General features: G+C 66.0%; 34 protein-coding genes and 2 pseudogenes. 1 reads left to right on the top strand and 35 read right to left on the bottom strand.

Features of this window, described 5'->3' with window-relative positions; all coding sequences use genetic code 11:
* Nucleotides 1-18: 18 nt before the first annotated feature.
* From rplM to ACK5NO_RS05820, 5 genes are all read right to left on the bottom strand, one after another.
* On the bottom strand, nt 19-462 hold the full coding sequence (rplM, locus tag ACK5NO_RS05840) for a 50S ribosomal protein L13 (RefSeq protein ID WP_416811723.1): 444 nt from the start codon (nt 460-462) through the stop codon (nt 19-21).
* A 193-nt stretch (nt 463-655) separates the two neighbouring features.
* Nucleotides 656-1141 (bottom strand): hypothetical protein, encoded by a 486-nt coding sequence (locus ACK5NO_RS05835; RefSeq protein WP_416811722.1) that lies wholly within the window; start codon nt 1139-1141, stop codon nt 656-658.
* On the bottom strand, nt 1138-2043 hold the full coding sequence (locus ACK5NO_RS05830) for a hypothetical protein (RefSeq protein ID WP_416811721.1): 906 nt from the start codon (nt 2041-2043) through the stop codon (nt 1138-1140). Before ACK5NO_RS05830 ends, ACK5NO_RS05835 begins: the two co-directional genes overlap by 4 nt.
* An 8-nt stretch (nt 2044-2051) precedes the next feature.
* Nucleotides 2052-2378, bottom strand: a complete 327-nt coding sequence (locus ACK5NO_RS05825) for a hypothetical protein (protein WP_416811720.1) — start codon at nt 2376-2378, stop codon at nt 2052-2054.
* Complete coding sequence (locus ACK5NO_RS05820; protein WP_416811719.1) at nt 2375-2956, bottom strand: hypothetical protein; 582 nt, start codon at nt 2954-2956, stop codon at nt 2375-2377. The genes ACK5NO_RS05825 and ACK5NO_RS05820 overlap by 4 nt, the downstream gene beginning before the upstream one ends.
* A 134-nt stretch (nt 2957-3090) precedes the next feature.
* Between ACK5NO_RS05820 and ACK5NO_RS05815 the strand changes: the two genes are divergently transcribed.
* Nucleotides 3091-3453, top strand: coding sequence for a nuclear transport factor 2 family protein (locus ACK5NO_RS05815; protein ID WP_416811718.1), 363 nt, complete (start codon nt 3091-3093; stop codon nt 3451-3453).
* A 20-nt stretch (nt 3454-3473) separates the two neighbouring features.
* Here the strand turns inward: ACK5NO_RS05815 and ACK5NO_RS05810 are convergent, their stop codons facing one another.
* The 30 genes and pseudogenes from ACK5NO_RS05810 to ACK5NO_RS05665 all read right to left on the bottom strand — a co-directional run.
* Nucleotides 3474-4361, bottom strand: a complete 888-nt coding sequence (locus tag ACK5NO_RS05810; protein WP_416811717.1) for a tRNA pseudouridine synthase A — start codon at nt 4359-4361, stop codon at nt 3474-3476.
* A gap of 56 nt (nt 4362-4417) precedes the next feature.
* A complete protein-coding gene (gene rplQ / locus ACK5NO_RS05805) occupies nt 4418-4948 on the bottom strand; it encodes a 50S ribosomal protein L17 (RefSeq protein WP_416811716.1) in 531 nt (176 codons plus the stop codon).
* Nucleotides 4949-4966: 18 nt separating this feature from the next.
* A complete protein-coding gene (locus ACK5NO_RS05800) occupies nt 4967-5956 on the bottom strand; it encodes a DNA-directed RNA polymerase subunit alpha (RefSeq protein WP_416811715.1) in 990 nt (329 codons plus the stop codon).
* Between the two features lie 149 nt (nt 5957-6105).
* Nucleotides 6106-6495 carry a 30S ribosomal protein S11 gene (gene rpsK, locus ACK5NO_RS05795; protein ID WP_062463072.1) on the bottom strand — a complete coding sequence of 130 codons (390 nt, stop codon included), beginning with the start codon at nt 6493-6495 and terminating at the stop codon, nt 6106-6108.
* A gap of 3 nt (nt 6496-6498) precedes the next feature.
* Nucleotides 6499-6867, bottom strand: coding sequence for a 30S ribosomal protein S13 (gene rpsM, locus ACK5NO_RS05790; protein ID WP_416811714.1), 369 nt, complete (start codon nt 6865-6867; stop codon nt 6499-6501).
* Nucleotides 6868-6997: 130 nt separating this feature from the next.
* Nucleotides 6998-7111 carry a 50S ribosomal protein L36 gene (rpmJ, locus tag ACK5NO_RS05785; RefSeq protein WP_061960951.1) on the bottom strand — a complete coding sequence of 38 codons (114 nt, stop codon included), beginning with the start codon at nt 7109-7111 and terminating at the stop codon, nt 6998-7000.
* 50 nt (nt 7112-7161) lie between these two features.
* Nucleotides 7162-7383, bottom strand: a complete 222-nt coding sequence (gene infA / locus ACK5NO_RS05780) for a translation initiation factor IF-1 (protein ID WP_061960952.1) — start codon at nt 7381-7383, stop codon at nt 7162-7164.
* Between the two features lie 93 nt (nt 7384-7476).
* The gene (locus tag ACK5NO_RS05775) at nt 7477-7785 is read right to left on the bottom strand and encodes a hypothetical protein (RefSeq protein WP_416811713.1); all 309 of its coding nucleotides are present in this window, start codon (nt 7783-7785) and stop codon (nt 7477-7479) included.
* Between the two features lie 141 nt (nt 7786-7926).
* Nucleotides 7927-8553 (bottom strand): hypothetical protein, encoded by a 627-nt coding sequence (locus ACK5NO_RS05770; protein WP_416811712.1) that lies wholly within the window; start codon nt 8551-8553, stop codon nt 7927-7929.
* Between the two features lie 95 nt (nt 8554-8648).
* Entirely contained in the window at nt 8649-9206 is a 558-nt protein-coding gene (locus tag ACK5NO_RS05765) for a hypothetical protein (RefSeq protein WP_416811711.1), read from the bottom strand.
* A gap of 166 nt (nt 9207-9372) precedes the next feature.
* Nucleotides 9373-10185 (bottom strand): type I methionyl aminopeptidase, encoded by an 813-nt coding sequence (gene map, locus ACK5NO_RS05760; protein WP_416811710.1) that lies wholly within the window; start codon nt 10183-10185, stop codon nt 9373-9375.
* Nucleotides 10186-10188: 3 nt separating this feature from the next.
* Nucleotides 10189-10755 (bottom strand): adenylate kinase, encoded by a 567-nt coding sequence (locus ACK5NO_RS05755; protein WP_416811709.1) that lies wholly within the window; start codon nt 10753-10755, stop codon nt 10189-10191.
* A complete protein-coding gene (gene secY, locus ACK5NO_RS05750; RefSeq protein WP_416811708.1) occupies nt 10755-12050 on the bottom strand; it encodes a preprotein translocase subunit SecY in 1296 nt (431 codons plus the stop codon). Before secY ends, ACK5NO_RS05755 begins: the two co-directional genes overlap by 1 nt.
* Nucleotides 12051-12134: 84 nt before the next feature.
* On the bottom strand, nt 12135-12827 hold the full coding sequence (gene rplO / locus ACK5NO_RS05745) for a 50S ribosomal protein L15 (protein ID WP_416811707.1): 693 nt from the start codon (nt 12825-12827) through the stop codon (nt 12135-12137).
* Nucleotides 12827-13009: a 50S ribosomal protein L30 gene (gene rpmD, locus ACK5NO_RS05740; RefSeq protein WP_416811706.1), complete on the bottom strand. Its 183-nt coding sequence runs from the start codon at nt 13007-13009 to the stop codon at nt 12827-12829. Before rpmD ends, rplO begins: the two co-directional genes overlap by 1 nt.
* Nucleotides 13009-13569 (bottom strand): 30S ribosomal protein S5, encoded by a 561-nt coding sequence (gene rpsE, locus ACK5NO_RS05735; protein WP_416811705.1) that lies wholly within the window; start codon nt 13567-13569, stop codon nt 13009-13011. The genes rpmD and rpsE overlap by 1 nt, the downstream gene beginning before the upstream one ends.
* Nucleotides 13570-13592: 23 nt before the next feature.
* Entirely contained in the window at nt 13593-13964 is a 372-nt protein-coding gene (gene rplR, locus ACK5NO_RS05730) for a 50S ribosomal protein L18 (RefSeq protein ID WP_416811704.1), read from the bottom strand.
* Between the two features lie 3 nt (nt 13965-13967).
* Nucleotides 13968-14504 (bottom strand): 50S ribosomal protein L6, encoded by a 537-nt coding sequence (gene rplF / locus ACK5NO_RS05725; RefSeq protein ID WP_416811703.1) that lies wholly within the window; start codon nt 14502-14504, stop codon nt 13968-13970.
* A gap of 17 nt (nt 14505-14521) precedes the next feature.
* On the bottom strand, nt 14522-14920 hold the full coding sequence (gene rpsH, locus ACK5NO_RS05720) for a 30S ribosomal protein S8 (protein ID WP_416811702.1): 399 nt from the start codon (nt 14918-14920) through the stop codon (nt 14522-14524).
* 60 nt (nt 14921-14980) lie between these two features.
* The gene (locus ACK5NO_RS05715; RefSeq protein WP_062069937.1) at nt 14981-15166 is read right to left on the bottom strand and encodes a type Z 30S ribosomal protein S14; all 186 of its coding nucleotides are present in this window, start codon (nt 15164-15166) and stop codon (nt 14981-14983) included.
* Between the two features lie 3 nt (nt 15167-15169).
* The gene (gene rplE / locus ACK5NO_RS05710) at nt 15170-15730 is read right to left on the bottom strand and encodes a 50S ribosomal protein L5 (RefSeq protein WP_416811701.1); all 561 of its coding nucleotides are present in this window, start codon (nt 15728-15730) and stop codon (nt 15170-15172) included.
* A complete protein-coding gene (rplX, locus tag ACK5NO_RS05705) occupies nt 15727-16068 on the bottom strand; it encodes a 50S ribosomal protein L24 (RefSeq protein WP_416811700.1) in 342 nt (113 codons plus the stop codon). The genes rplE and rplX overlap by 4 nt, the downstream gene beginning before the upstream one ends.
* The gene (gene rplN / locus ACK5NO_RS05700) at nt 16068-16439 is read right to left on the bottom strand and encodes a 50S ribosomal protein L14 (RefSeq protein WP_084105082.1); all 372 of its coding nucleotides are present in this window, start codon (nt 16437-16439) and stop codon (nt 16068-16070) included. The genes rplX and rplN overlap by 1 nt, the downstream gene beginning before the upstream one ends.
* 60 nt (nt 16440-16499) lie before the next feature.
* A complete protein-coding gene (rpsQ, locus tag ACK5NO_RS05695) occupies nt 16500-16787 on the bottom strand; it encodes a 30S ribosomal protein S17 (RefSeq protein ID WP_416811699.1) in 288 nt (95 codons plus the stop codon).
* 12 nt (nt 16788-16799) lie between these two features.
* A complete protein-coding gene (gene rpmC / locus ACK5NO_RS05690; RefSeq protein WP_416811698.1) occupies nt 16800-17042 on the bottom strand; it encodes a 50S ribosomal protein L29 in 243 nt (80 codons plus the stop codon).
* Nucleotides 17042-17461: pseudogene (rplP, locus tag ACK5NO_RS05685) on the bottom strand (50S ribosomal protein L16). The gene rpmC and the pseudogene rplP overlap by 1 nt, the downstream one beginning before the upstream one ends.
* A gap of 3 nt (nt 17462-17464) precedes the next feature.
* Nucleotides 17465-18280, bottom strand: a complete 816-nt coding sequence (gene rpsC, locus ACK5NO_RS05680) for a 30S ribosomal protein S3 (RefSeq protein ID WP_416811697.1) — start codon at nt 18278-18280, stop codon at nt 17465-17467.
* Nucleotides 18280-18645 carry a 50S ribosomal protein L22 gene (rplV, locus tag ACK5NO_RS05675; RefSeq protein WP_416811696.1) on the bottom strand — a complete coding sequence of 122 codons (366 nt, stop codon included), beginning with the start codon at nt 18643-18645 and terminating at the stop codon, nt 18280-18282. The genes rpsC and rplV overlap by 1 nt, the downstream gene beginning before the upstream one ends.
* A 31-nt stretch (nt 18646-18676) precedes the next feature.
* The gene (rpsS, locus tag ACK5NO_RS05670; RefSeq protein ID WP_286214972.1) at nt 18677-18955 is read right to left on the bottom strand and encodes a 30S ribosomal protein S19; all 279 of its coding nucleotides are present in this window, start codon (nt 18953-18955) and stop codon (nt 18677-18679) included.
* A gap of 12 nt (nt 18956-18967) precedes the next feature.
* Nucleotides 18968-19233 (bottom strand): annotated as a pseudogene (locus tag ACK5NO_RS05665) (50S ribosomal protein L2); the annotation flags it as partial.

Here is a 19233-nt window from a genome sequence, read left to right as displayed (position 1 = left end):
CTTGGTGGTCCGGGGCGCTTACTGCGCCACCTGCGAGATCTCGAACGCCTGCGGCTGCTGCGCGGCGTGGGGGTGCTCGGGGCCCGCGTAGACCTTGAGCTTGGACAGCTGGGCGCGGCCGAGCTTGGTCTTGGGCAGCATGCCGCGGACCGCGTTCTCGATGACCCGCTGGGGGTTCTTCTCGAGCAGCTCGCCGATCGGCACGGCGCTCAGACCGCCCGGGTAACCGGAGTGGCGGTAGACCATCTTGTCGGCAGCCTTGTTGCCGGACAGCGAGATCTTGTCCGCATTGATGACGATGACGAAGTCACCGCCGTCGACGTGGGGGGCGAAGGTCGCCTTGTGCTTGCCGCGGAGCAGCGAAGCGGCCTGAGAGGCCAGACGACCGAGAACCACGTCAGTAGCGTCGATGACGTACCAGTTCTTGGTGACGTCACCCGGCTTGGGAGAATACGTACGCACTGTGAAGCCTTCTTACTCGTGAACGATGAGCGATGCGTGTGCACCGCGGAGGTTTCGGTCGGCGGGTCCTGCGGAGGCGAGTGGGAGGCACATCCAGCTGGAACGCACAACGACAGACGATTCTACCGGCACGCGCCTCAAGCGGTCAATTCCGGATCGATGCCTCATGTAGGCCCTCGTCGCGGTCGCCCACCTACCGTACGTCCCGCCTCCCCTGGCGTTCCTGGAGTGCGAGAACTCCCGGCCACAACAGGCCGATGCCGCTGACGACGACAGCCACGGTGCTACCCACGAGCCACACGAGCAACACGACCCTGCTGGAGTCAGTCGCCACCATCGCCGCCACCAGGAACCCGAACTCTGCGATACCCACGGCAACGGTGCCCAGGACGTAGACGATTGCGAGCCATCCGGGCGTGCGCGAGGTGGCGTTGACCATGATCAGCACCGCCGCCACCAGGTAATGCACTGCGGTGAAGGCCGCCCAGGCCCAAATGAGAACGGCACTAGCGTCATCGGCGATGCTCGCGCTCCACCAGACAGCCGCGCCGATGGCGGCTACAGCGAAGGCCAGGCTCGCCACCGCGAGCCACCGCAACCAGTTGCGCCACGTCTCGCGAAGCCGGAGCGCCTTGGCCGCCGCGGAGCCGTGCTCTGAGGGCGAGGGGTGAGCTGTCATCGGGCCAGCACCGGCCACGTCGGTCCCGCGGGCAGCGCTGCGGCGCTCATCGTGTCGAGTCCCGCGCTGAGGCTCGCGTCCGTGGTGGGGATGAGGTCCATCATCTCGTCCACAAACAGCCATGCTCCAATGGCGGAGATGATGAGGCCGAGGGCGCTGATCACCAAACCTGCGACCGAGACGATCAGCCCGATGCCGCCCGTGGGAATCGCAATCACGAGGCCCACAATCGAGGCGGCGACGCCCAGTCCCGACACATACAGCCCGACTGCGACGAGAGCGAACTCGCTGATCATGCCGCTGACGTTGTCCCAGAAGTCCACTTCGGTGGCGGCGTGCTCGTCGAGGAAGGTCGCGAGCGCGTTCGCAGAGGCGACGAGTTCCTCGAAGCCTTGCTCCGTTTGCCGCTGGCTCGCTTCGGCGTAGGCATTCGCGGCCTGAGAGTGCCATCTGTTGTCGACCGCCAGCTTGGCCAGGGTGACCTCGTTGGCGAGGTTGTCGGCGAGCTGCCCCACTCCCTCGCGCAGTAGGCGTGCGACATCGACCAAGGCCCTCGGGTTGCCCGCGCCCTCAACGAAGGTGCGCACGCTCTGGGCACGGCTCGCGACCGTGGCCTCAAGTTCCTCGATGCGTGACTCAAGATCCGCCATGAGCTCCACGACGTAGTCGAGCCAGAGGTTGAACAGCAGGTTCTCGGCGGGATTGGGATACCGCCAACTGACCACCGGACGCCGAGCGAGGCGGCGAATGTCCTCGATCACGTCGCGCAGTTGGCGCACGAGTTCGAGGTTGTCTTGCCGTTGCTCCTCGACCATCGTTTCGAGCAGGTCCACGATCCGCTCAAGTGGGTTGTCTTGAGCGATCGGGAAGTCAGTCCTGACCGTGACGTCGCATGCCCCCATGTCCCCTCCTACCGATCCTCGGGTTCCCACATACCGTCGAGCGCGCGCCGCGCCTCATCCTCGTTGGCCCGATACGCCTCGGCCACTTCGAGCAGCACGTCCGATCCTTGCTTGGTCTTCACGCCGCCGTCGGTGGCGAAGTCCTGAAGCGCTGTCACGGCCCGGGTGACCTCCGTCTGTGCTCGGGCGGACGACGACAAGAAGCTCATGAAGTCCTTGTTCGTCAGGTTGACGGCCTCCAGGAGGCTCGCGGCTTGGGCGAGGCTCGAGGAGACGCACCGCCAAGCGCGAGCGTCATCGCGCAGCGCCTCGAGGTTCCATGCAATATCGGTCACGAGTGATCCTCCTGCGGTCGATTCATCAATCCCGTCAATGGCCCGTCGAGCCGTGCGGAGGGCGCGAGCGCCTGCGCGAGTGCATCGTTGATCTCGTCTTGGAGCGCCGCCAATGGGCACGACGAGTAGAAGCCCTCGTCGACGCTGAAGGCGCTGACGAAGCCGCTGCGAGCCTCGACCCACACCCGGTCGCGTCGCCCCGCCTCGATCGCCTCATGGTGCCGGTCCCGCGTTCGCAGTTCCTGCGCGCGCTCGCGCATCGCGTGGGTGCGCTCCAGGATTGCCTCCAGGCGCGCCTCGACGGGCTCGGACAGGCCAGCGTCCTCACGGCGCCTCGAGGCGCTGGCCGCGACGGCCTTCCAGTGCCGCGACAAGGTGCGCGAGACCTGCTCGCCGAGGGCGCGATTGACCAGAATCTGGACTTCGCCAGCGAACTTCATCGGCTCAAAGGTGGCTTTGGCGCCGATCCCCAGCTCAAGCTGCGCAGTGCCGTCGCCCTCCACGCGGACGCGCAACTGTTCGCTGTCGTCGGTCAGCTCGACGGCACCCTGTACGTCTCCGTGATCCACGTGGTCCACGCGATCCACCTCTCCCCTGGCGTCCCGACGCATCCTACACAGCCGGCGCCGTCCCACCAGGGGTCGCATCACGCCCTGCGGGACGCCGACATAGGCTGGAATCTCCCCACGACGTGGTGACCGAATGGCACGCTATGAGCTCCCCAGTCGACCTAGTTCAGCGCTATATGGATGGGTTTCGCCGTTCCGACCATCAGGTGGTCTTGGAATGCCTCACGGACGATGTGGTGTGGGTGATCCACGGTGTACGCACCACCCACGGCAAGGCCGAGTTCGACCTGGAGATCGAGAATCCAGGCTTCAGGGGCAGCCCCGAACTGGCTGTCGACAGCACCGTGGTGGGCACCCTCGATGGGGCCGATGCGGTGGTCACCACCGGTATCGGCAAGGGTGCCTTGTGGGACGGCGGCACCTTCACGTTTGCGTTCAGCACGCACTTCACGTTGCGCGACGGGCTGATCGCTCGCGTCGAGTCCTTCGTGGTACCCCTCACCTGAGCACGAGGAGCGTCACCGCCTCAGATGGCGGTGCGCCGAGCGCGGGTGAGCGTCGCGCGGTCAGCCAAATCCGCATCGGCCGGATACGAGACCTGCTCAAGCGTGAGCCCATGTGCCGGCGCGACCGCGACGGCTTGCGAGCGCTCGGTTCCGGCGGCCACGTCGGCCAACCAGCCGAGGTCCCTGCGGCCTTGGCCGACGGGCAAGACCGCGCCCACGAGTGAGCGCACCATCGAGTGGCAGAAGGCGTCGGCACGCACCGTCGCGACGAGCAGCCCAGCGTCTGGTCCGTCTTGCGGCCGGGTCCACGCGAACTCCTTGAGGTCGCGAATGCTGGTCGCACCCTCGCGCGCCTTGCAGAAGGGGGCAAAGTCGCGCAGACCAGTCAACGTGCGCGAAGCCGCGTTGAGCGCGTCGAGATCAAGGTCGCCGTCGTGCCACATCACGTGGCGGCGAGTCAGGGGGTCGCGCAGTGCGGCGACGTCACACACGCGGTAGGCATAGCGGCGCTCGGTTGCGGCGAACCTGGCATCGAAGCCTTCGGGCGCCACCATCACGCTGTGGATGCTCACGTCGTCGGGCAAGATCCCGTCGAGCCGGTCGCGCAGGCCCACCTCAGGGCTGCGCACGCATCGTCCCGGCATGCGCCCCCAGGACTCCACGGGGATGTCCGCATGGGCCACCTGGTGGCGGGCGTGAACGCCAGCGTCCGTACGGCCAGCGACGGTCAGCCGGATGGGCATCCCCTGGCCCGTGGCAGGGTCCCGGATGATGCGGGCGAGCGCGGCTTCCATCTCGCCTTGAACGGTCCGCAAACCAGGCTGGGACGCCCAGCCAGAGAAGTCGGTGCCGTCGTAAGAGAAATCAAGACGGGCCCTCACGACGTCACTGCTGTGCAGATCAGTCATGAGAGCCCGTCTTGAGTGCTACGAGCCGATGCGCGCATCGGCTGGAAGCGAAGTGTTTACTTCTCGTCGGCCTTCTCGGCAGCCTCGTCGGCGGCCTCGACAGGAGCCTCAACGGTCTCCTCGGCGGCCTCGACGGGCGCCTCGTCAACCTTGTCGGCCTTCTTCGCCTTGGGGGCGGCCTTCTTGGTGGCCTTCTCGGCCTCCTTCGAGACTGCCTTCTTGGCGGGGGTGCCGAACTCGACGAGCTCGATCACGGCCATGGGGGCGTTGTCGCCCTTGCGGTTGCCGACCTTGGTGATGCGGGTGTAGCCGCCCTCGCGCTCAGCGAAGCCGGGGCCGATCTCAGCGAACAGCGCGTGCACGACGCCCTTGTCCGAGATGATCCCGAGCACCCGGCGGCGCGAGGCGAGGTCGCCGCGCTTGGCGAAGGTGATCAGGCGCTCAGCGTAAGGACGCAGACGCTTGGCCTTGGTGACGGTGGTGGTGATGCGGCCGTGCTCGAACAGGCTCTGCGCGAGGTTCGCCAGGATCTGACGCTCGTGTGCAGGACCGCCGCCCAGGCGCGCTCCCTTAGTGGGGGTAGGCATGATGGATGGTTCTCCTTGTTACTCTTCGCTGCCCGAGAAGTACACGCCCGCGGAGCCACCGTCGTACTCGACGGCGCCGTCCTTGAGCGAGAAGCCCAGCTCTGCGAGCTTCTCCTTGACCTCGGTGATCGACTTCTGCCCGAAGTTGCGGATGTCCATGAGGTCCGCTTCCGAGCGGGCGGTCAGCTCGCCCACGGTGTGAATGCCCTCGCGCTTGAGGCAGTTGTACGAGCGCTGGGTGAGGTTGAGCTCCTCGATGGGCTGGTTGTAGTCCTCCTCGATGGAGTCCTCCGAGTCCGAGGGACCAATCTCGATTCCCTCCGCCGCCTCGTTCAGGCCCTTGGCCAGCGAGAACAGCTCGACGAGCGTCGAACCAGCAGACGCGAGAGCGTCAGCGGGCGAGATCGAGTTCTTGGTCTCGACGTCGATGATCAGCTCGTCGAAGTCGGTGCGCTGGGCCACACGGGTGGCCTCCACCTTGTAGGTGACCTTGAGCACCGGCGAGTAGATCGAGTCCACGGGGATCTGACCGATCTCCGCGTCGTAGCTCTTGTTCATCGAGGCGGGCACGTAGCCACGGCCGCGCTCGACGGTCAGCTCGACCTCGAACTTGGCCTTCGAGTTCAGCGTCGCGATGTGAAGGTCAGGGTTGTGGACCTCGACACCGGCGGGCGGCGCGATGTCCGCACCGGTCACGGCGCCAGCACCCGACTTGCGCAGGTACATGACGACGGGCTCGTCGTGGTGCGACGAGACCACCAGGTTCTTGAGGTTCAGCAGAATCTCCGTCACGTCCTCCTTCACGCCCTCAATGGTCGTGAACTCGTGGAGGACACCCTCAAAACGCACCGACGTGATCGCGGCGCCCGGGATGGACGACAGGAGCGTGCGGCGGAGCGAGTTGCCGAGCGTGTAGCCGAAGCCGGGCTCGAGGGGCTTGAGAGAGAACTGCGAACGGTTGTCCGAAATGACCTTCTCGGTCAGCTGGGGACGCTGTGCGATCAGCACTGTTGATTCCTTTCCGAGCACCCACCATTTGATGCTCGCAAGATCCGGCGGCGTTCGGTTCCACCGGGGTCACGGTTCTTCACTTGGAAGCCGCCGTCAGCGCCCTTGCGGGCGCCGACGGGGCGAGTGGCGCGTGAGCGCCTCTGAGACTAGTTGCGGCGACGCTTGGGCGGACGGCAGCCGTTGTGCGCCTGCGGGGTGACGTCCTTGATGGAGGTCACCTCGAGGCCGGCTGCGGTCAGCGAGCGGATCGCGGTGTCGCGGCCCGAGCCCGGGCCCTTCACGAACACGTCAACCTTGGACATGCCGGCCTCCTGCGCGCGGCGAGCGGCGGCCTCGGCGGCCATCTGCGCGGCGTAGGGGGTGGACTTGCGCGAGCCCTTGAAGCCCACCTGTCCGGACGACGACCACGACACGACGGCACCCGAGGGGTCCGTGATCGAGATGATCGTGTTGTTGAAGGTCGACTTGATGTGAGCCTGACCGTGCGCGACTGTCTTCTTGATCTTCTTACGCGGCTTACGCGTGGGAGCTGCCATGGCTTACTTCTTCTTTCCGGCGACGGTCTTCTTGGGGCCCTTGCGGGTACGCGCGTTGGTCTTGGTGCGCTGACCGCGGACCGGCATGCCACGACGGTGGCGCAGGCCCTGGTAGTTGCCGATCTCCACCTTGCGGCGGATGTCGGCCTGCACCTCACGGCGCAGGTCACCCTCGACCTGGAAGTTGGCCTCGATGTACTCGCGCAGGGCGACGAGCTCAGCGTCTCCGGCGTCCTTGACGCGGAGGTCGGGGCTCACGCCAGTGGCGGCGAGGATCTGGTGCGCGCGGGTGCGACCGATCCCGTAAATGTAGGTGAGCGCGATCTCCATGCGCTTTTCGCGCGGGAGGTCAACGCCGACGATGCGTGCCATTGTCTTTCTTCTACTCCTCAGTAGTCGGAGGTCTGACGCTCAAGCTTCCCGCGGGTTTCTGTAGTGCGGGCCCCGGCCTCCGAGCCGGGGGCTGCCTTGCGGCTGCCTGAACGAGGTCGTGTGTAGTTGTCTAGCCCTGACGCTGCTTGTGGCGCAGGTTGTCGCAAATGACCATGACTCGGCCATTGCGACGGATCACCTTGCACTTGTCGCAGATCGGCTTGACGCTCGGCTTAACCTTCATGCTTCTTTCCTTGCGGTCGACACGCGGAACGCCTGTGCGTGCCTCGCCGCTTACTTGTAGCGGTAGACGATGCGGCCGCGGGACAGGTCGTATGGGCTCAACTCGACGACTACACGGTCCTCAGGGAGGATCCTGATGTAGTGCTGTCGCATCTTGCCCGAGATGTGTGCGAGGACGAGATGACCATTGGTCAACTCCACACGGAAGGATGCGTTCGGAAGCGCCTCCACCACCGTGCCCTCGACCTCGATGACGCCGTCTTTCTTGGCCATGGACTCCACTCACGTTGGTTGGTTACGCGGGCGCGCAAAAACGCCCGACGAATCACTATACGCCAGGTTTAGGCGCTTGCCAACCGCACCGTGCTAGGCAAGGCCATTGCGCAGCCGCTGCACGGCACTACCCGAGATCTCGGTGTTGCGGTGGTCTGCGAGCGCCCTCATCACCGACAGCGGGGTGCGTGGGTTGGCAATGAGCGCGCGGAGCACGCCGTGGTCGCTGTCGTGGCCCAGGGAGATCAGTGCACTGACGGGGCAGTCGGGCCGGCTTGCGACGGCCGTGCGTACCGCGCTGTTGCGGTGAACAGCGAGCGTGAGCAGTTCGGGCCCCGTCACTTCGGGGTCCTGTGCCTTAGCGATGTACTCGAAAGCCCCCCGTGTCGGCGTGAAGCCCACGTCCCTGCCCTCCTTGGCGCAGCGCTCACCGCCCGGTGGACGCTGTGCGCCCCACTCTAGGCACGCGCGCGCGACGGCGCGACTTGTTGTGAACAACTCGACAACACCCACGAGGGTGTCGCGTGCCCTCTCCCACGGCCGTTAGGGACGCGCCAGGCCAGGCCTGGGGCGCGCGGCGACCACGGGGCGAGGGGCGTAGGTGCGCGGCTCGCTGCGGCGCATCGGCTTGTCGGCCGCCCGTTCCTCGTGCGGCTGGGTGGCGTCGCGCAGTTCGGCTGGCACGTCGGTGCGCGCGGTGAGGTCACCCGTCGGGTTCATCTGCCCGTGCTCCGCCACTGCGCGCAGCGCGGCCCTGCGCACCTCTCCCTTGCGGTGGCCGCACAGTTCTTGGCGCAGCGTCGCGGGCGCGGCCCGATTGCGGGCGACCGCCTTCGCCACCGCGGTGTCGCGGTCCTTGGCCAGGTGTTCGAGGATGGCCGGCCGCGCCGCCGGATTGGCCGCCACCGCTACGCGCACCACGGCCCTGGCGTCGTGTGCCAACGTGGCGAGCACCGCCATGGGGCAGTCCTCCCGCCGCGCGAGCGTCTCTCGCACGTCGACATCCCTGTGATGCGCGAGTTCGGCAAAGCGGGGACGAGCGAGGTCCGCTCCCGATGCCTCGTGCCACTCAGGGCTCTGTTGGCGCCGTCGCACCTGCGAGACGCCAATGCCCGAACTCGCCATGAACGCCCTCGACCACGATCCATCCGCGCTGCTACGGCCCGCCATCGCCACCCTCCCAGGTCTGTGGGAACAGACCCTACGGAGGCCACGTAACGCTCCCCTGTCACGCCGGTGGCGTGCACGTGAATGTCAGGTGAGCCTTAAGCGTCCTGCGCGGGTCGGAATCCGCGCACGGGGGCTGTGCGCGTGGGGCGGTAGGTGGTCTCCCCGTGGAGCGACACCTGAGCGACAGGCAGGGTCATGACATCGGCCAGCCGCACCTTGTCCCGCAGTTCCGGGGGTATGTCCCCCGCACGTGCGCTCGACGCCGTTGTCGCATCGTCGAGCCTGCGCACCGCGTGAGTGCGGACCTCCTCCTTGCGGTGAAAGGCGAGGGACTCGATGACGCTTCGCTCCACGGCGGGATTGTCGAGCAGGGCGTGCAGCACCGCAGCGTGCCGATCGTGGGACAGGTGATCGAGGATGGAAGAGGTCGACGCGGGATTTCCCGCCACCGCGACGCGCACCTCGGCGACCTTGTCGTGGGCGAGCCCCACCATCGTGCCCAACGGTAGATCTGCCCTCCCGGCGATCACCTCGCGCACCACAGCGTTGCGCCCCCCAGCGAGCGCCTGCACCTGCGCGCGAGACAACTCCTCCTGCTGGGCCAGTTCGACCTCGTCGCTCGCGCCCGGCGCGTATGAGAAGCCACGTGCCATGATCCCTCTCCTCACGAGTCAGGAAGCCCGGCGTGGGCGCCCTGAAACGACCGTACGGGCAGGCAGTTGCAGCGGCGTGGCACTTGCGTCACAAGTGTGTGAACCGCCGTCGGAAACCTCACACTCGGGCGTGCGGCGACCGCGCACCGCGCACGCGACTGTGACGTCAGCCGAGAGGAGTGGGCGTCACTCCGAAGGGCGCGAGCCCTGCTGCACCGCCGTCAGCGGCCGTCAGGACCCAAATGCCGTCCTCGTGCACGGCGATCGAGTGCTCCCAGTGCGCGCCACGCGAGCCGTCTGCGGACACCACGGTCCAGTCATCGGCCAACACCTCGGAGTCCGACGTTCCGAGCACCGTCATCGGCTCGATCGCAATGCACAGGCCCGCACGGACCCGTGGCGAGCGGCCCCGCACCCGGTAGTTCATGACGTCGGGTGCCTGGTGCATCGCGGTGCCGATCCCATGGCCGACGTACCCCACCAAGGGGTACAGCCCCGCCGCGTCCGTCACGTCTTCGATGGCCGCAGAGACCTCGTCGAGCCTGCTCGCACTCGCGAGCGCGGCGATCCCGGCCCAGAGCGATCGCCGGGTCTGCTCCACCAGCTTCGTGTCATCGCCGCCCAGCGCCTCGCCCACGATGAGCGAGATCGCGGAGTCGCCGTGCCAACCGTCGACAATGGCGCCACAGTCAATCGAGACCACATCGCCAGAGGCGAGCACGCGGTCACCGGGGATGCCGTGGACGATCTCCTCGTTGACGGAGATACAGGTGGTCGCGGGGAACCCGTGGTAGCCCAAGAAGTTGGACGTCGCTCCAGCATCCGCAATGACCGCAGCGGCCGCGGCGTCGACCTCACGGGTCGTGGCACCAGGGACCGCTGCGGCGCGCGCCGCTGCGAGCGCACGCTCGACGATCACGCCCGCGCGCGCCATGACCCGCATCTGCTCGCGGGTCTTGAGCTCGATCTTGCCGGACACGCCTCAGCGGGATTCTGCGGCGGAAACGATGCGCTCGGTGACGTCGGCGATCTCGCCCAGTCCGTCAACCTGAACCAGCAGACCGCGACCTTCGTAGTACGCGGCGACGGGTGCCGTCTGGAGGGCGTACACCTCGAGGCGCTTGCGGATCACCGGCTCGGTGTCATCGGCACGGCCCTCGATCTTCGCGCGGCCCAGCAAACGCTCGGTGACGGCATCCGCATCGGCCGTAATCTCGATGGCGACGTCCAGGTCGACACCCAAGTCAGCGAGCATGCCCTCGAGCTCAACTGCCTGGTCGGGATTGCGGGGGTAACCGTCGAGCAGGAACCCGTTCGCGACGTCGTCCTGAGCGAGGCGGTCACGCACCATGGCGTTCGTGACCTCGTCGGGGACCAACGCGCCGGCGGACATGTACTCCTGAGCCTTGCGGCCCAGCTCCGTGTCGCCCTGAACGTTGGCGCGGAAGATGTCGCCTGTCGAGATGGCGGGGACAGCCCAGCGCTCGGCAAGACGAGCGGCCTGGGTGCCCTTGCCCGCGCCGGGCGGGCCAAGAAGAACGGTGCGCATTACTTGAGGAACCCTTCGTAGTGATGCTGCTCCAGCTGCGACTGGATGCGCTTGACAGTGTCCAGACCCACGCCCACGAGGATGAGGATGGACGCGCCGCCAAACGGGATCGACGTGCTGAGGCCGAGCATCACAAACGCGATCGTCGGCACCAGCGCGACAGCAGCGAGGTACAGCGAACCGGCAGCGGTGATGCGGGAAAGCACGTAGGCCAAGAAGTCAGCCGTGGGCTGTCCCGGACGGATGCCGGGGATGAAGCCGCCGTACTTCTTCATGTTGTCGGCCACGTCTTCAGGGTTGAACGTGATCGCGGTGTAGAAGTACGCGAAGAAGATGATGAGCAGCACATACAGCGCCATGTTCAGCGGTGCGGCCGGGTTGGCGACGTGGTCGTTCATCCAGATCAACCAGCCGGGCGAGTCCGTGCCGGTGAACTGCAGGATCACCTGGGGAAGCATCAGGAGCGACGAAGCGAAGATCACGGGGATGATGCCCGCCATGTTGATCTTGATCGGGATGTAGGTCGACGACCCGCCGAGCATGCGGCGGCCGACCATGCGCTTGGCGTACTGCACGGGGATACGACGCTGGGACTGCTCGACGTAGACGACCGCGGCGATCACGACCATCACCACGACGGCGGTGATCAGCAGGTTGCGCAGGCCATTGGACGAGTTCCAGATAGTCGACACGACACCGGGGAACGAAGCGGCGATCGAGGTGAAGATCAACAGCGACATGCCGTTACCGACACCGCGCTCGGTGATGCGCTCGCCCAGCCACATGATGAATACCGTGCCTGCGGTCATGGTCAGCACCATGACGGTGATGACGTACCAGGAGTCGTTCGGCACGATCGGTTCGGTGCAGTTGGGGAAGAAGACGTTGTTGCGGGCCATCGTGATGTACGAGGCCGACTGGAGAGCGGCGAACCCGACGGTGATGTACCGCGTGTACTGGGTGAGCTTCGCCTGGCCCTCCTGACCCTCCTTGTAGAGAGTCTCAAAGCGCGGAATGAGCACGCGCAGCAACTGGACCATGATCGAGGCCGTGATGTACGGCATGATGCCCAGCGCAAAGATCGACAGCTGCAGCAATGCGCCGCCGGAGAACAAGTTGAGGACCGCGAATGCCGAGTTCGTGTCGGTACCCATGCACACCTGCACGGCGCCATAGTCCACACCAGGCGTGGGGATAGACACACCCGCGCGGTAGATAGCGATGATCCCGAGGGTGAACAGTAGCTTTCGGCGCAGGTCAGGCGTCCGGAAAGCGTTCACGAAGCCACTCAGCATTGATCCTCCATGATTACGGGGCCTTGCCACCCCGTCGAAAACGTCGAGGCGGGCCGCACGTGAACGCGCGGCCCGCCTACGACTCTAGCCCTCGTTGACGGAACCGCCGGCCGCCTCGATCTTGGTCTTCGCGGACTGAGAAACCTTGTCCGCGTCGACGATCGTGACCTTGACCGCGATGTCGCCGTCACCCAGGACCTTGACGAGTTGGTTGCGGCGCACCGCACCCTTCTCGACCAGGTCAGCCTTGGTGACGTCGCCGCCCTTGGGGAACAACTCGGCAATCTGCCCCACGTTGACGACCTGGTAGGTCACCTTGAAGGGGTTCTTGAAGCCGGGCAGCTTGGGGATGCGCATGTGGATAGGCGTCTGGCCACCCTCGAAGCGCGCGGGAACCTGGTAACGGGCTCCCGTGCCCTTGGTACCGCGACCAGCCGTCTTACCCTTCGAGCCCTCACCGCGACCCACGCGGGTCTTCTTGGTGTGCGAGCCGGGGGCCGGACGCAGGTGGTGCACCTTGAGGGTGGTCACCTTCGCCTCGGGCTCCGCGGCCGCGGCCTTCTTGGCAGCCGGCTTCTTGGCCGGAGCCTTGGTCACGGCCTCGTCCGAAGCAGCAGCCTTGGAAGCGGTCGCCTTCTTGGCGGCCGGCTTCTTCTCAGCGGCAGGCTTCTTGTCAGCCACAGCCTTGTCGGCGGCGGGCTTCTTCGCGGCCGGCTTCTTGGCAGCGGGCTTCTTGGCGGGAGTCTCCTCCGCCGCAGCCTTCTTGTCCTCAGCCATTACTCAACCTCCTCGACGGTGACCAGGTGGTCGACCGCCTTGACCATCCCGCGGATCTCGGGACGGTCCTCCTTGACGACGATGTCGCCGATGCGCTTGAGCCCGAGCGACCGCAAGGTCTCGCGGTGCTGCGGCTTCACACCGATCGCCGACTTCTTCTGCTGAACCTTGAGGCGAGCCATTACTTCACCCCCGCAGCCTGGGCGCGGAGCAGCGCGGCGGGAGCCACGTCCTCCACGGCCTTGCCACGGCGAGCGGCAACGGCCTCAGGGCGCTCAAGGCGCTTGAGGGCGTCAACGGTCGCGTGAACGATGTTGATCGCGTTGGACGAGCCAAGCGACTTCGACAGGATGTCGTGAACGCCAGCGCACTCGAGCACGGCGCGCACCGGACCACCGGCGATCACACCGGTACCGGGCGAAGCCGGACGCAGGTACACGACGCCAGCGGCAGCCTCACCCTGGACGACGTGAGGGATGGTGCCCTGGATACGGGGCACGCGGAAGAAGTTCCGCTTCGCCTCCTCGACGCCCTTGGAGATAGCCGCGGGCACCTCCTTGGCCTTGCCGTAGCCCACGCCTACGTTGCCTTCGCCGTCACCCACGACGACAAGCGCGGTGAAGCTAAAGCGACGACCACCCTTGACGACCTTGGAGACACGGTTGATCGTGACTACGCGCTCGATGAACTTGTTGTCAGGCTCATTGCCGCGACGGTTGTCGCGACGGTTGTTGTCAGCCATGCGATTTCCTTTCGTGGTCCCGGCTACAGAGCCAGGCCACCCTCTCGGGCGCCGTCTGCGACCGCTGCCACACGACCGTGGTATTTGTTTCCGCCGCGGTCGAACACGACGGTGTCGATTCCCGCTGCCTTGGCACGCTCGGCGACGAGCTCGCCAACCTTGCTGGCCTTCGCGGTCTTGTCGCCGTCGAGCGCACGCACATCGGCCTCGAGCGTCGAAGCCGACACGAGGGTCTTGCCCACGGTGTCGTCCACGATCTGCGCGACCATGTGACGGGCCGACCGGGTCACAACCAGACGCGGACGCGCGGTCGTGCCGGAGATCTTCTTGCGCAGGCGGAAGTGACGGCGCTTGCGCGCAATCGTCTTCCCCTTGCCCTTGACAGTGATGCTCATGGCTTACTTACCCGTCTTTCCGGCCTTGCGGCGTACCTGCTCGCCCGCGTAGCGCACACCCTTGCCCTTGTACGGCTCGGGCTTGCGGATCTTGCGGATGTTGGCCGCGACCTCGCCCACCTGCTGCTTGTCGATACCCGACACGGAGAACTTGGTGGGGCTCTCCACAGCGAAGGTGATGCCGGTGGGCGGCGCGATGATCACCGGGTGCGAGAAGCCGAGCGCGAACTCGAGCTCCGAGCCCTTGAGCGCGACACGGTAACCCGTACCCACAATCTCGAGCTTCTTCTCGTAGCCGTTGGTGACGCCCTCGACCATGTTGGCGATGAGGGTGCGGGTCAGGCCGTGCAGCGACTTTGCGACGCGCTCGTCGTTGGGTCGCTTGACGGCGATGCCCTCGTCACCCTTTTCCACGGTGATGGGGGAAGCGACGGTGTGGGTCAGCGAGCCCTTGGGGCCCTTGACCGTCACGAGGTCGCCTTCGATGGTGACGTCCACACCCGAGGGGATGGAGACGGGGTACTTGCCAATGCGTGACATGTGTTTCTCTCCTTCCCTTACCAGACGAACGCGACGACCTCGCCGCCGACGCCCTTCTTCTCGGCCTCACGGTCAGTCAGCAGACCGGAGGAGGTGGACAGGATGGCCACGCCCAGGCCGCCGAGAACCTTCGGGAGGTTCGTCGACTTCGCGTAAACGCGCAGGCCGGGCTTGGACACGCGGCGCACACCGGCGAGCGAACGCTCGCGGTTGGGGCCGTACTTCAGGGTCAGCGTGAGGGTCTTGCCCACCTCTGCATCGGTGGTCTCCGAAGCAGAGATGTAGCCCTCGGACTCCAGGATCGTGGCAATGGAAGCCTTGAGCTTGGAGTGCGGCATCGACACGGTCTCGTGGTATGCCGCGTTCGCGTTGCGCAGACGCGTCAGCATGTCTGCGATGGGATCAGTCATCGTCATGAGTGTTGAACTCTTCCTCGCCGTGGTTTCCTCCAAGGGAGGACCTGTGGCGTAGTGGTTTTACCAGCTGCTCTTGGTGATTCCGGGCAGCTCACCTGCGTGAGCCATCTCGCGGAAGCACACGCGGCAGAGGCCGAACTTGCGGTACACCGAGTGCGGACGACCGCACTTCTGGCACCGGGTGTAGGCGCGCACGGCGAACTTCTGCTTGCCGGCCGCCTTGTTCTTCAGCGCAGTCTTGGCCATGGGTCACTTCTCCTTGAACGGGAAGCCCAGCTGCTTGAGCAGCGAGCGGCCCTCGTCGTCCGTGGTCGCGGTCGTGACAATGGTGATGTCCATGCCGCGCACGCGGTCGATCTTGTCCTGGTCGATCTCGTGGAACATCGACTGCTCGGTGAGACCGAAGGTGTAGTTGCCGTTGCCGTCGAACTGCTTGGGGCTGAGCCCGCGGAAGTCGCGGATGCGCGGCAGCGCAAGCGACAGCAGACGGTCCAGGAACTCCCACATGCGGTCGCCACGCAGGGTGACGTGCGCGCCGATGGGCTGGCCCTCACGCAGCTTGAACTGCGCGATCGACTTGCGAGCCTTGGTGACCTGCGGCTTCTGACCGGTGATCGCGGTGAGATCAGCGATCGCACCCTCGATCAGCTTCGAGTCCTTGGCCGCGTCACCGACACCCATGTTGACGACGATCTTGGTCAGACCGGCAACCTGGTTGACGTTCTCGTGGCCGAACTCCTCGACGAGCTTGGCGATGATCTCGCCACGGTACTTTTCCTTGAGCCGCGGCAGAGCGGTTGAGGTGCTCATTCGACGTCCTTACCCGAGCGCTTGGCCACACGCACACGCTTGTTGCGGTTGCGACCGTCCTGCTCGACCTGCTCCGTGCGGAAGCCCACACGAGTGCCCTTCTTGGTCTCCGGGTCGACGAGCATCACGTTCGAGATGTGCAGCGACGCCTCGGAAGTGATGATGCCGCCGGACTGCTGGTCGCGACGGGTGCCCGGCTTGATGTGCTTGGTCACACGCTGGACGCCCTCAACGATCACGCGGTCGTTTTCCTTGTTGACGTCGAGCACGCGGCCCTGCTGGCCGCGGTCGCGTCCGGCGATGACGACCACGAGGTCGCCCTTCTTGATCTTCGCCATCAGATAACCTCCGGTGCCAGCGAGATGATCTTCATGAACTTCTTGTCGCGCAGCTCGCGGCCCACGGGGCCGAAGATACGCGTACCGCGGGGCTCGCCCGCGTCGCCCTTGAGGATCACCGCAGCGTTCTCATCGAACTTGATGTACGAGCCATCGGGACGGCGACGCTCCTTGGCGGTACGAACGACGACGGCCTTGACGACGTCGCCCTTCTTCACGTTGCCGCCGGGGATGGCGTCCTTGACGGTGGCGACGATGGTGTCACCAATGCCGGCGTAGCGGCGCTTGGAGCCACCGAGCACGCGGATGACCAAGATCTCCTTGGCACCCGTGTTGTCGGCGACGCGCAGCCGCGACTCCTGCTGAATCATGTCTTCTTCTCCTGTCGTCTGGTTCTCACGGACGACGCCGTGAGCCTGGTCGAACGTTGGTTACTTAGCCTTCTCGACGATCTCGACCAGACGCCACCGCTTGGAAGCGGACAGCGGTCGGGTCTCCATCACGACCACCAGGTCGCCGATGCCGGCAGTGTTGAGCTCGTCGTGCGCCTTGATCTTGCTGGAGCGGCGCATAACCTTGCCGTAGAGGGGGTGCTTGACGCGGTCCTCAACCTCGACGGTGATCGTCTTGTCCATCTTGTCGCTGACGACATAGCCACGACGCGTCTTGCGGTACGCGCGGTGCTCGGCCGTAGCCGTCGCGTGCTTCTGAGTCGACATTGTCGTACTTCCTTACTCGGCCGACGCCGTGGGCGCGGTCCGGATGCCGAGCTCACGCTCGCGCAGGATCGTGTAGATGCGAGCGATGTCGCGCTTGACGGCCTTGAGGCGGCCGTGGTTCTCGAGCTGACCCGTGGCCGACTGGAAGCGCAGGTTGAACAGCTCTTCCTTGGCCTTCTTGAGCTCGTCCACGAGGCGCGAGTCCTCCATGGCGTCGAGCTCGACGGGGCTGAGGCTGTCAGTGCCGATAGCCATTAGATGTCACCACCCTCACGGGTCACGAAACGGGTCTTCATGGGCAGCTTGTGCTGGGCGCGGCGCATGGCCTCACGGGCCAGCTCCTCCGGCACACCGGCAAGCTCGAACAGCACGCGGCCGGGCTTGACGTTGGAGACCCACCACTCGGGCGAACCCTTACCGGAGCCCATGCGGACCTCCGCAGGCTTCTTGGTCAGCGGGCGGTCGGGGTAGATGTTGATCCACACCTATCCACCACGCTTGATGTGGCGAGTCATCGCAATACGAGCGGCCTCGATCTGGCGGTTGGTGACGTAGGCGGGCTCGAGAGCCTGGATGCCAAAGTCACCAAAGGTCACCTGGGTGCCACCGGTCGACATACCCGAACGCTTCGGGTGGTGCTGCTTGCGGTGCTTCACTCGACGGGGAATGAGCATGGCTTAGCCTTCCTTCCCTGCGTCGGCCTTGGGGGCCTCGGCAGCGGCAGGCGCCTCGGCGCGAGCCTCGGCGGACTGACGGGGGGCGCCGTCACGACGGGGACCACGCTCGCTGCGCTCGCCGCGACCGCGGCCTCGCTGCGGGCGGGGGGCCTTGGCCTGCTCGGCCGCCCACTCCTTCTCCGTCATGTCGCCCTTGTAGATCCACACCTTCACACCGATCTGGCCGAAGGTGGTGCGGGCCTCAAAGAAGCCGTAGTCGATGTTCGCGCGGAGGGTGTGCAGCGGCACGCGGCCCTCACGGTAGAACTCCGAACGCGACATCTCGGCACCGCCAAGACGGCCCGAGCACTGGACTCGGATGCCCTTGGCGCCGGCGCGCAGCGCGGACTGAATGCCCTTACGCATGGCACGCCGGAACGAGACACGCGAAGCGAGCTGCTCGGCGATGCCCTGTGCGACGAGCTGGGCGTCGATCTCGGCGTTCTTAACCTCGAGGATGTTGAGCTGAACCTGCTTGCCGGTCAGCTTCTCGAGGTTGGCGCGAAGCTTGTCGGCCTCGGCACCACGGCGACCGATGACGATGCCGGGACGCGCGGTGTGCAGGTCGACACGCACACGCTCACGGGTGCGCTCGATCTCGACCTTCGACACGCCTGCGCGCTCGAGGCCCTGCGACATCAGCTTGCGGATCTTGACATCCTCGTCCACGTAGTCGCGGTAGCGCTCGCCCTTCTTGGTCGAGTCCGCGAACCAACGCGAGCGGTGGTCGGTGGTGATACCCAGGCGGTAGCCGTGCGGGTTGATCTTCTGACCCATTACTTGGCCCCTTCCTTGACGGGCGTCGCCACCGTCACGTTGATGTGGCTGGTGCGCTTGAGAATGCGGTTCGCACGGCCCTGAGCACGGGGCTGGATGCGCTTCATGGTCGGGCCCTCGTCGACCGTGATCGAGGTGATCACGAGCTCGGACTCGTCGAAGCGCTCACCGGCCGCGTCGGCCTTGACTCGCGCGTTGGCCACTGCCGACTCGATGAGCTTGCGCACATCGGTGGCGACGGCCTGAGGCTGGAACCGCAACGTGGCGATGGCCTCGGTGGCGTTCTGACCACGGACCAGGTTCACGACACGGCGAGCCTTCTGGGCGGTCACGCGAAGGTATCGCGTCTGCGCCTTGGCTTCCATCTGTAACTCCTCTTACCTACGCCCGGGCGCCTTAGCGGCGGCCCTTGCGGTCGTCCTTGACGTGGCCCTTGAACGTGCGGGTGGGCGCAAACTCGCCCAGCTTGTGACCGACCATCGACTCGGTGACGAACACCGGGACGTGCTTGCGGCCGTCGTGCACGGCAAAGGTGTGACCCAGGAAGTCGGGGGTGATAACCGACCGACGGGACCAGGTCTTGATGACGTTCTTCGAACCCGCCTCGTTCTGGGCGTCCACCTTCTTCTGCAGGTGGTCGTCGACGAACGGACCCTTCTTGAGGCTGCGGGGCATCGGACTCTCCTACTAGCGCTTCTTCTTGCCGGTGGGCCGGCGGCGGACGATGAGCTTGTCGCTGGGCTTGTTCGGACGGCGCGTGCGGCCCTCCGCCTGGCCCCAGGGGCTGACGGGGTGGCGGCCACCGCTCGTCTTGCCCTCGCCACCACCGTGCGGGTGGTCGACCGGGTTCATCACCACGCCACGCACGGTCGGGCGCCGGCCCTTCCAGCGCATGCGGCCGGCCTTTCCCCAGTTGATGTTCGACTGCTCGGCGTTGCCCACCTCGCCGACGG

The sequence above is a fragment of the Demequina sp. genome, from assembly GCF_047975725.1.
Lineage (GTDB): Bacteria > Actinomycetota > Actinomycetes > Actinomycetales > Demequinaceae > Demequina.
Note: the sequence above shows the minus strand (reverse complement) of the source record. Positions and strands in the feature narration are given on the sequence as shown.

Excerpts from the sequence above, each read along its gene's own strand:
- rplF (WP_416811703.1), bottom strand. The coding sequence starts at position 14,504 with ATGTCACGCATTGGCAAGTACCCCGTCTCCATCCCCTCGGGTGTGGAC.
- rpsM (WP_416811714.1), bottom strand. The coding sequence starts at position 6,867 with ATGGCACGCATCGTCGGCGTTGACCTCCCGCGCGAAAAGCGCATGGAG.
- ACK5NO_RS05830 (WP_416811721.1), bottom strand. The coding sequence starts at position 2,043 with ATGGGGGCATGCGACGTCACGGTCAGGACTGACTTCCCGATCGCTCAA.
- rplO (WP_416811707.1), bottom strand. The coding sequence starts at position 12,827 with ATGGCTGAGGACAAGAAGGCTGCGGCGGAGGAGACTCCCGCCAAGAAG.
- rplX (WP_416811700.1), bottom strand. The coding sequence starts at position 16,068 with ATGGCGAAGATCAAGAAGGGCGACCTCGTGGTCGTCATCGCCGGACGC.
- rpsC (WP_416811697.1), bottom strand. The coding sequence starts at position 18,280 with ATGGGTCAGAAGATCAACCCGCACGGCTACCGCCTGGGTATCACCACC.
- ACK5NO_RS05755 (WP_416811709.1), bottom strand. The coding sequence starts at position 10,755 with ATGCGCACCGTTCTTCTTGGCCCGCCCGGCGCGGGCAAGGGCACCCAG.
- ACK5NO_RS05715 (WP_062069937.1), bottom strand. The coding sequence starts at position 15,166 with ATGGCCAAGACTGCGCTGAAGAACAAGGCGGCCGGCAAGCAGAAGTTC.
- secY (WP_416811708.1), bottom strand. The coding sequence starts at position 12,050 with ATGCTGAGTGGCTTCGTGAACGCTTTCCGGACGCCTGACCTGCGCCGA.
- rplE (WP_416811701.1), bottom strand. The coding sequence starts at position 15,730 with ATGAGCACCTCAACCGCTCTGCCGCGGCTCAAGGAAAAGTACCGTGGC.
- rpsH (WP_416811702.1), bottom strand. The coding sequence starts at position 14,920 with ATGACGATGACTGATCCCATCGCAGACATGCTGACGCGTCTGCGCAAC.
- ACK5NO_RS05765 (WP_416811711.1), bottom strand. The coding sequence starts at position 9,206 with ATGGCACGTGGCTTCTCATACGCGCCGGGCGCGAGCGACGAGGTCGAA.
- ACK5NO_RS05835 (WP_416811722.1), bottom strand. The coding sequence starts at position 1,141 with ATGACAGCTCACCCCTCGCCCTCAGAGCACGGCTCCGCGGCGGCCAAG.
- ACK5NO_RS05770 (WP_416811712.1), bottom strand. The coding sequence starts at position 8,553 with ATGGCGGGCCGTAGCAGCGCGGATGGATCGTGGTCGAGGGCGTTCATG.
- rplN (WP_084105082.1), bottom strand. The coding sequence starts at position 16,439 with ATGATTCAGCAGGAGTCGCGGCTGCGCGTCGCCGACAACACGGGTGCC.
- rplV (WP_416811696.1), bottom strand. The coding sequence starts at position 18,645 with ATGGAAGCCAAGGCGCAGACGCGATACCTTCGCGTGACCGCCCAGAAG.
- rpmJ (WP_061960951.1), bottom strand. The coding sequence starts at position 7,111 with ATGAAGGTTAAGCCGAGCGTCAAGCCGATCTGCGACAAGTGCAAGGTG.
- ACK5NO_RS05810 (WP_416811717.1), bottom strand. The coding sequence starts at position 4,361 with ATGACTGATCTGCACAGCAGTGACGTCGTGAGGGCCCGTCTTGATTTC.
- infA (WP_061960952.1), bottom strand. The coding sequence starts at position 7,383 with ATGGCCAAGAAAGACGGCGTCATCGAGGTCGAGGGCACGGTGGTGGAG.
- rplQ (WP_416811716.1), bottom strand. The coding sequence starts at position 4,948 with ATGCCTACCCCCACTAAGGGAGCGCGCCTGGGCGGCGGTCCTGCACAC.
- ACK5NO_RS05815 (WP_416811718.1), top strand. The coding sequence starts at position 3,091 with ATGAGCTCCCCAGTCGACCTAGTTCAGCGCTATATGGATGGGTTTCGC.
- rpsK (WP_062463072.1), bottom strand. The coding sequence starts at position 6,495 with ATGGCAGCTCCCACGCGTAAGCCGCGTAAGAAGATCAAGAAGACAGTC.
- rpsQ (WP_416811699.1), bottom strand. The coding sequence starts at position 16,787 with ATGTCGACTCAGAAGCACGCGACGGCTACGGCCGAGCACCGCGCGTAC.
- rpmD (WP_416811706.1), bottom strand. The coding sequence starts at position 13,009 with ATGGCTCGCCTCAAGGTTCAGCAGAAGAAGTCGGCGATCGGTGTGAAG.
- rpmC (WP_416811698.1), bottom strand. The coding sequence starts at position 17,042 with ATGGCTATCGGCACTGACAGCCTCAGCCCCGTCGAGCTCGACGCCATG.
- rpsE (WP_416811705.1), bottom strand. The coding sequence starts at position 13,569 with ATGGCTGACAACAACCGTCGCGACAACCGTCGCGGCAATGAGCCTGAC.
- rpsS (WP_286214972.1), bottom strand. The coding sequence starts at position 18,955 with ATGCCCCGCAGCCTCAAGAAGGGTCCGTTCGTCGACGACCACCTGCAG.
- rplR (WP_416811704.1), bottom strand. The coding sequence starts at position 13,964 with ATGAGCATCACTGTCAAGGGCAAGGGGAAGACGATTGCGCGCAAGCGC.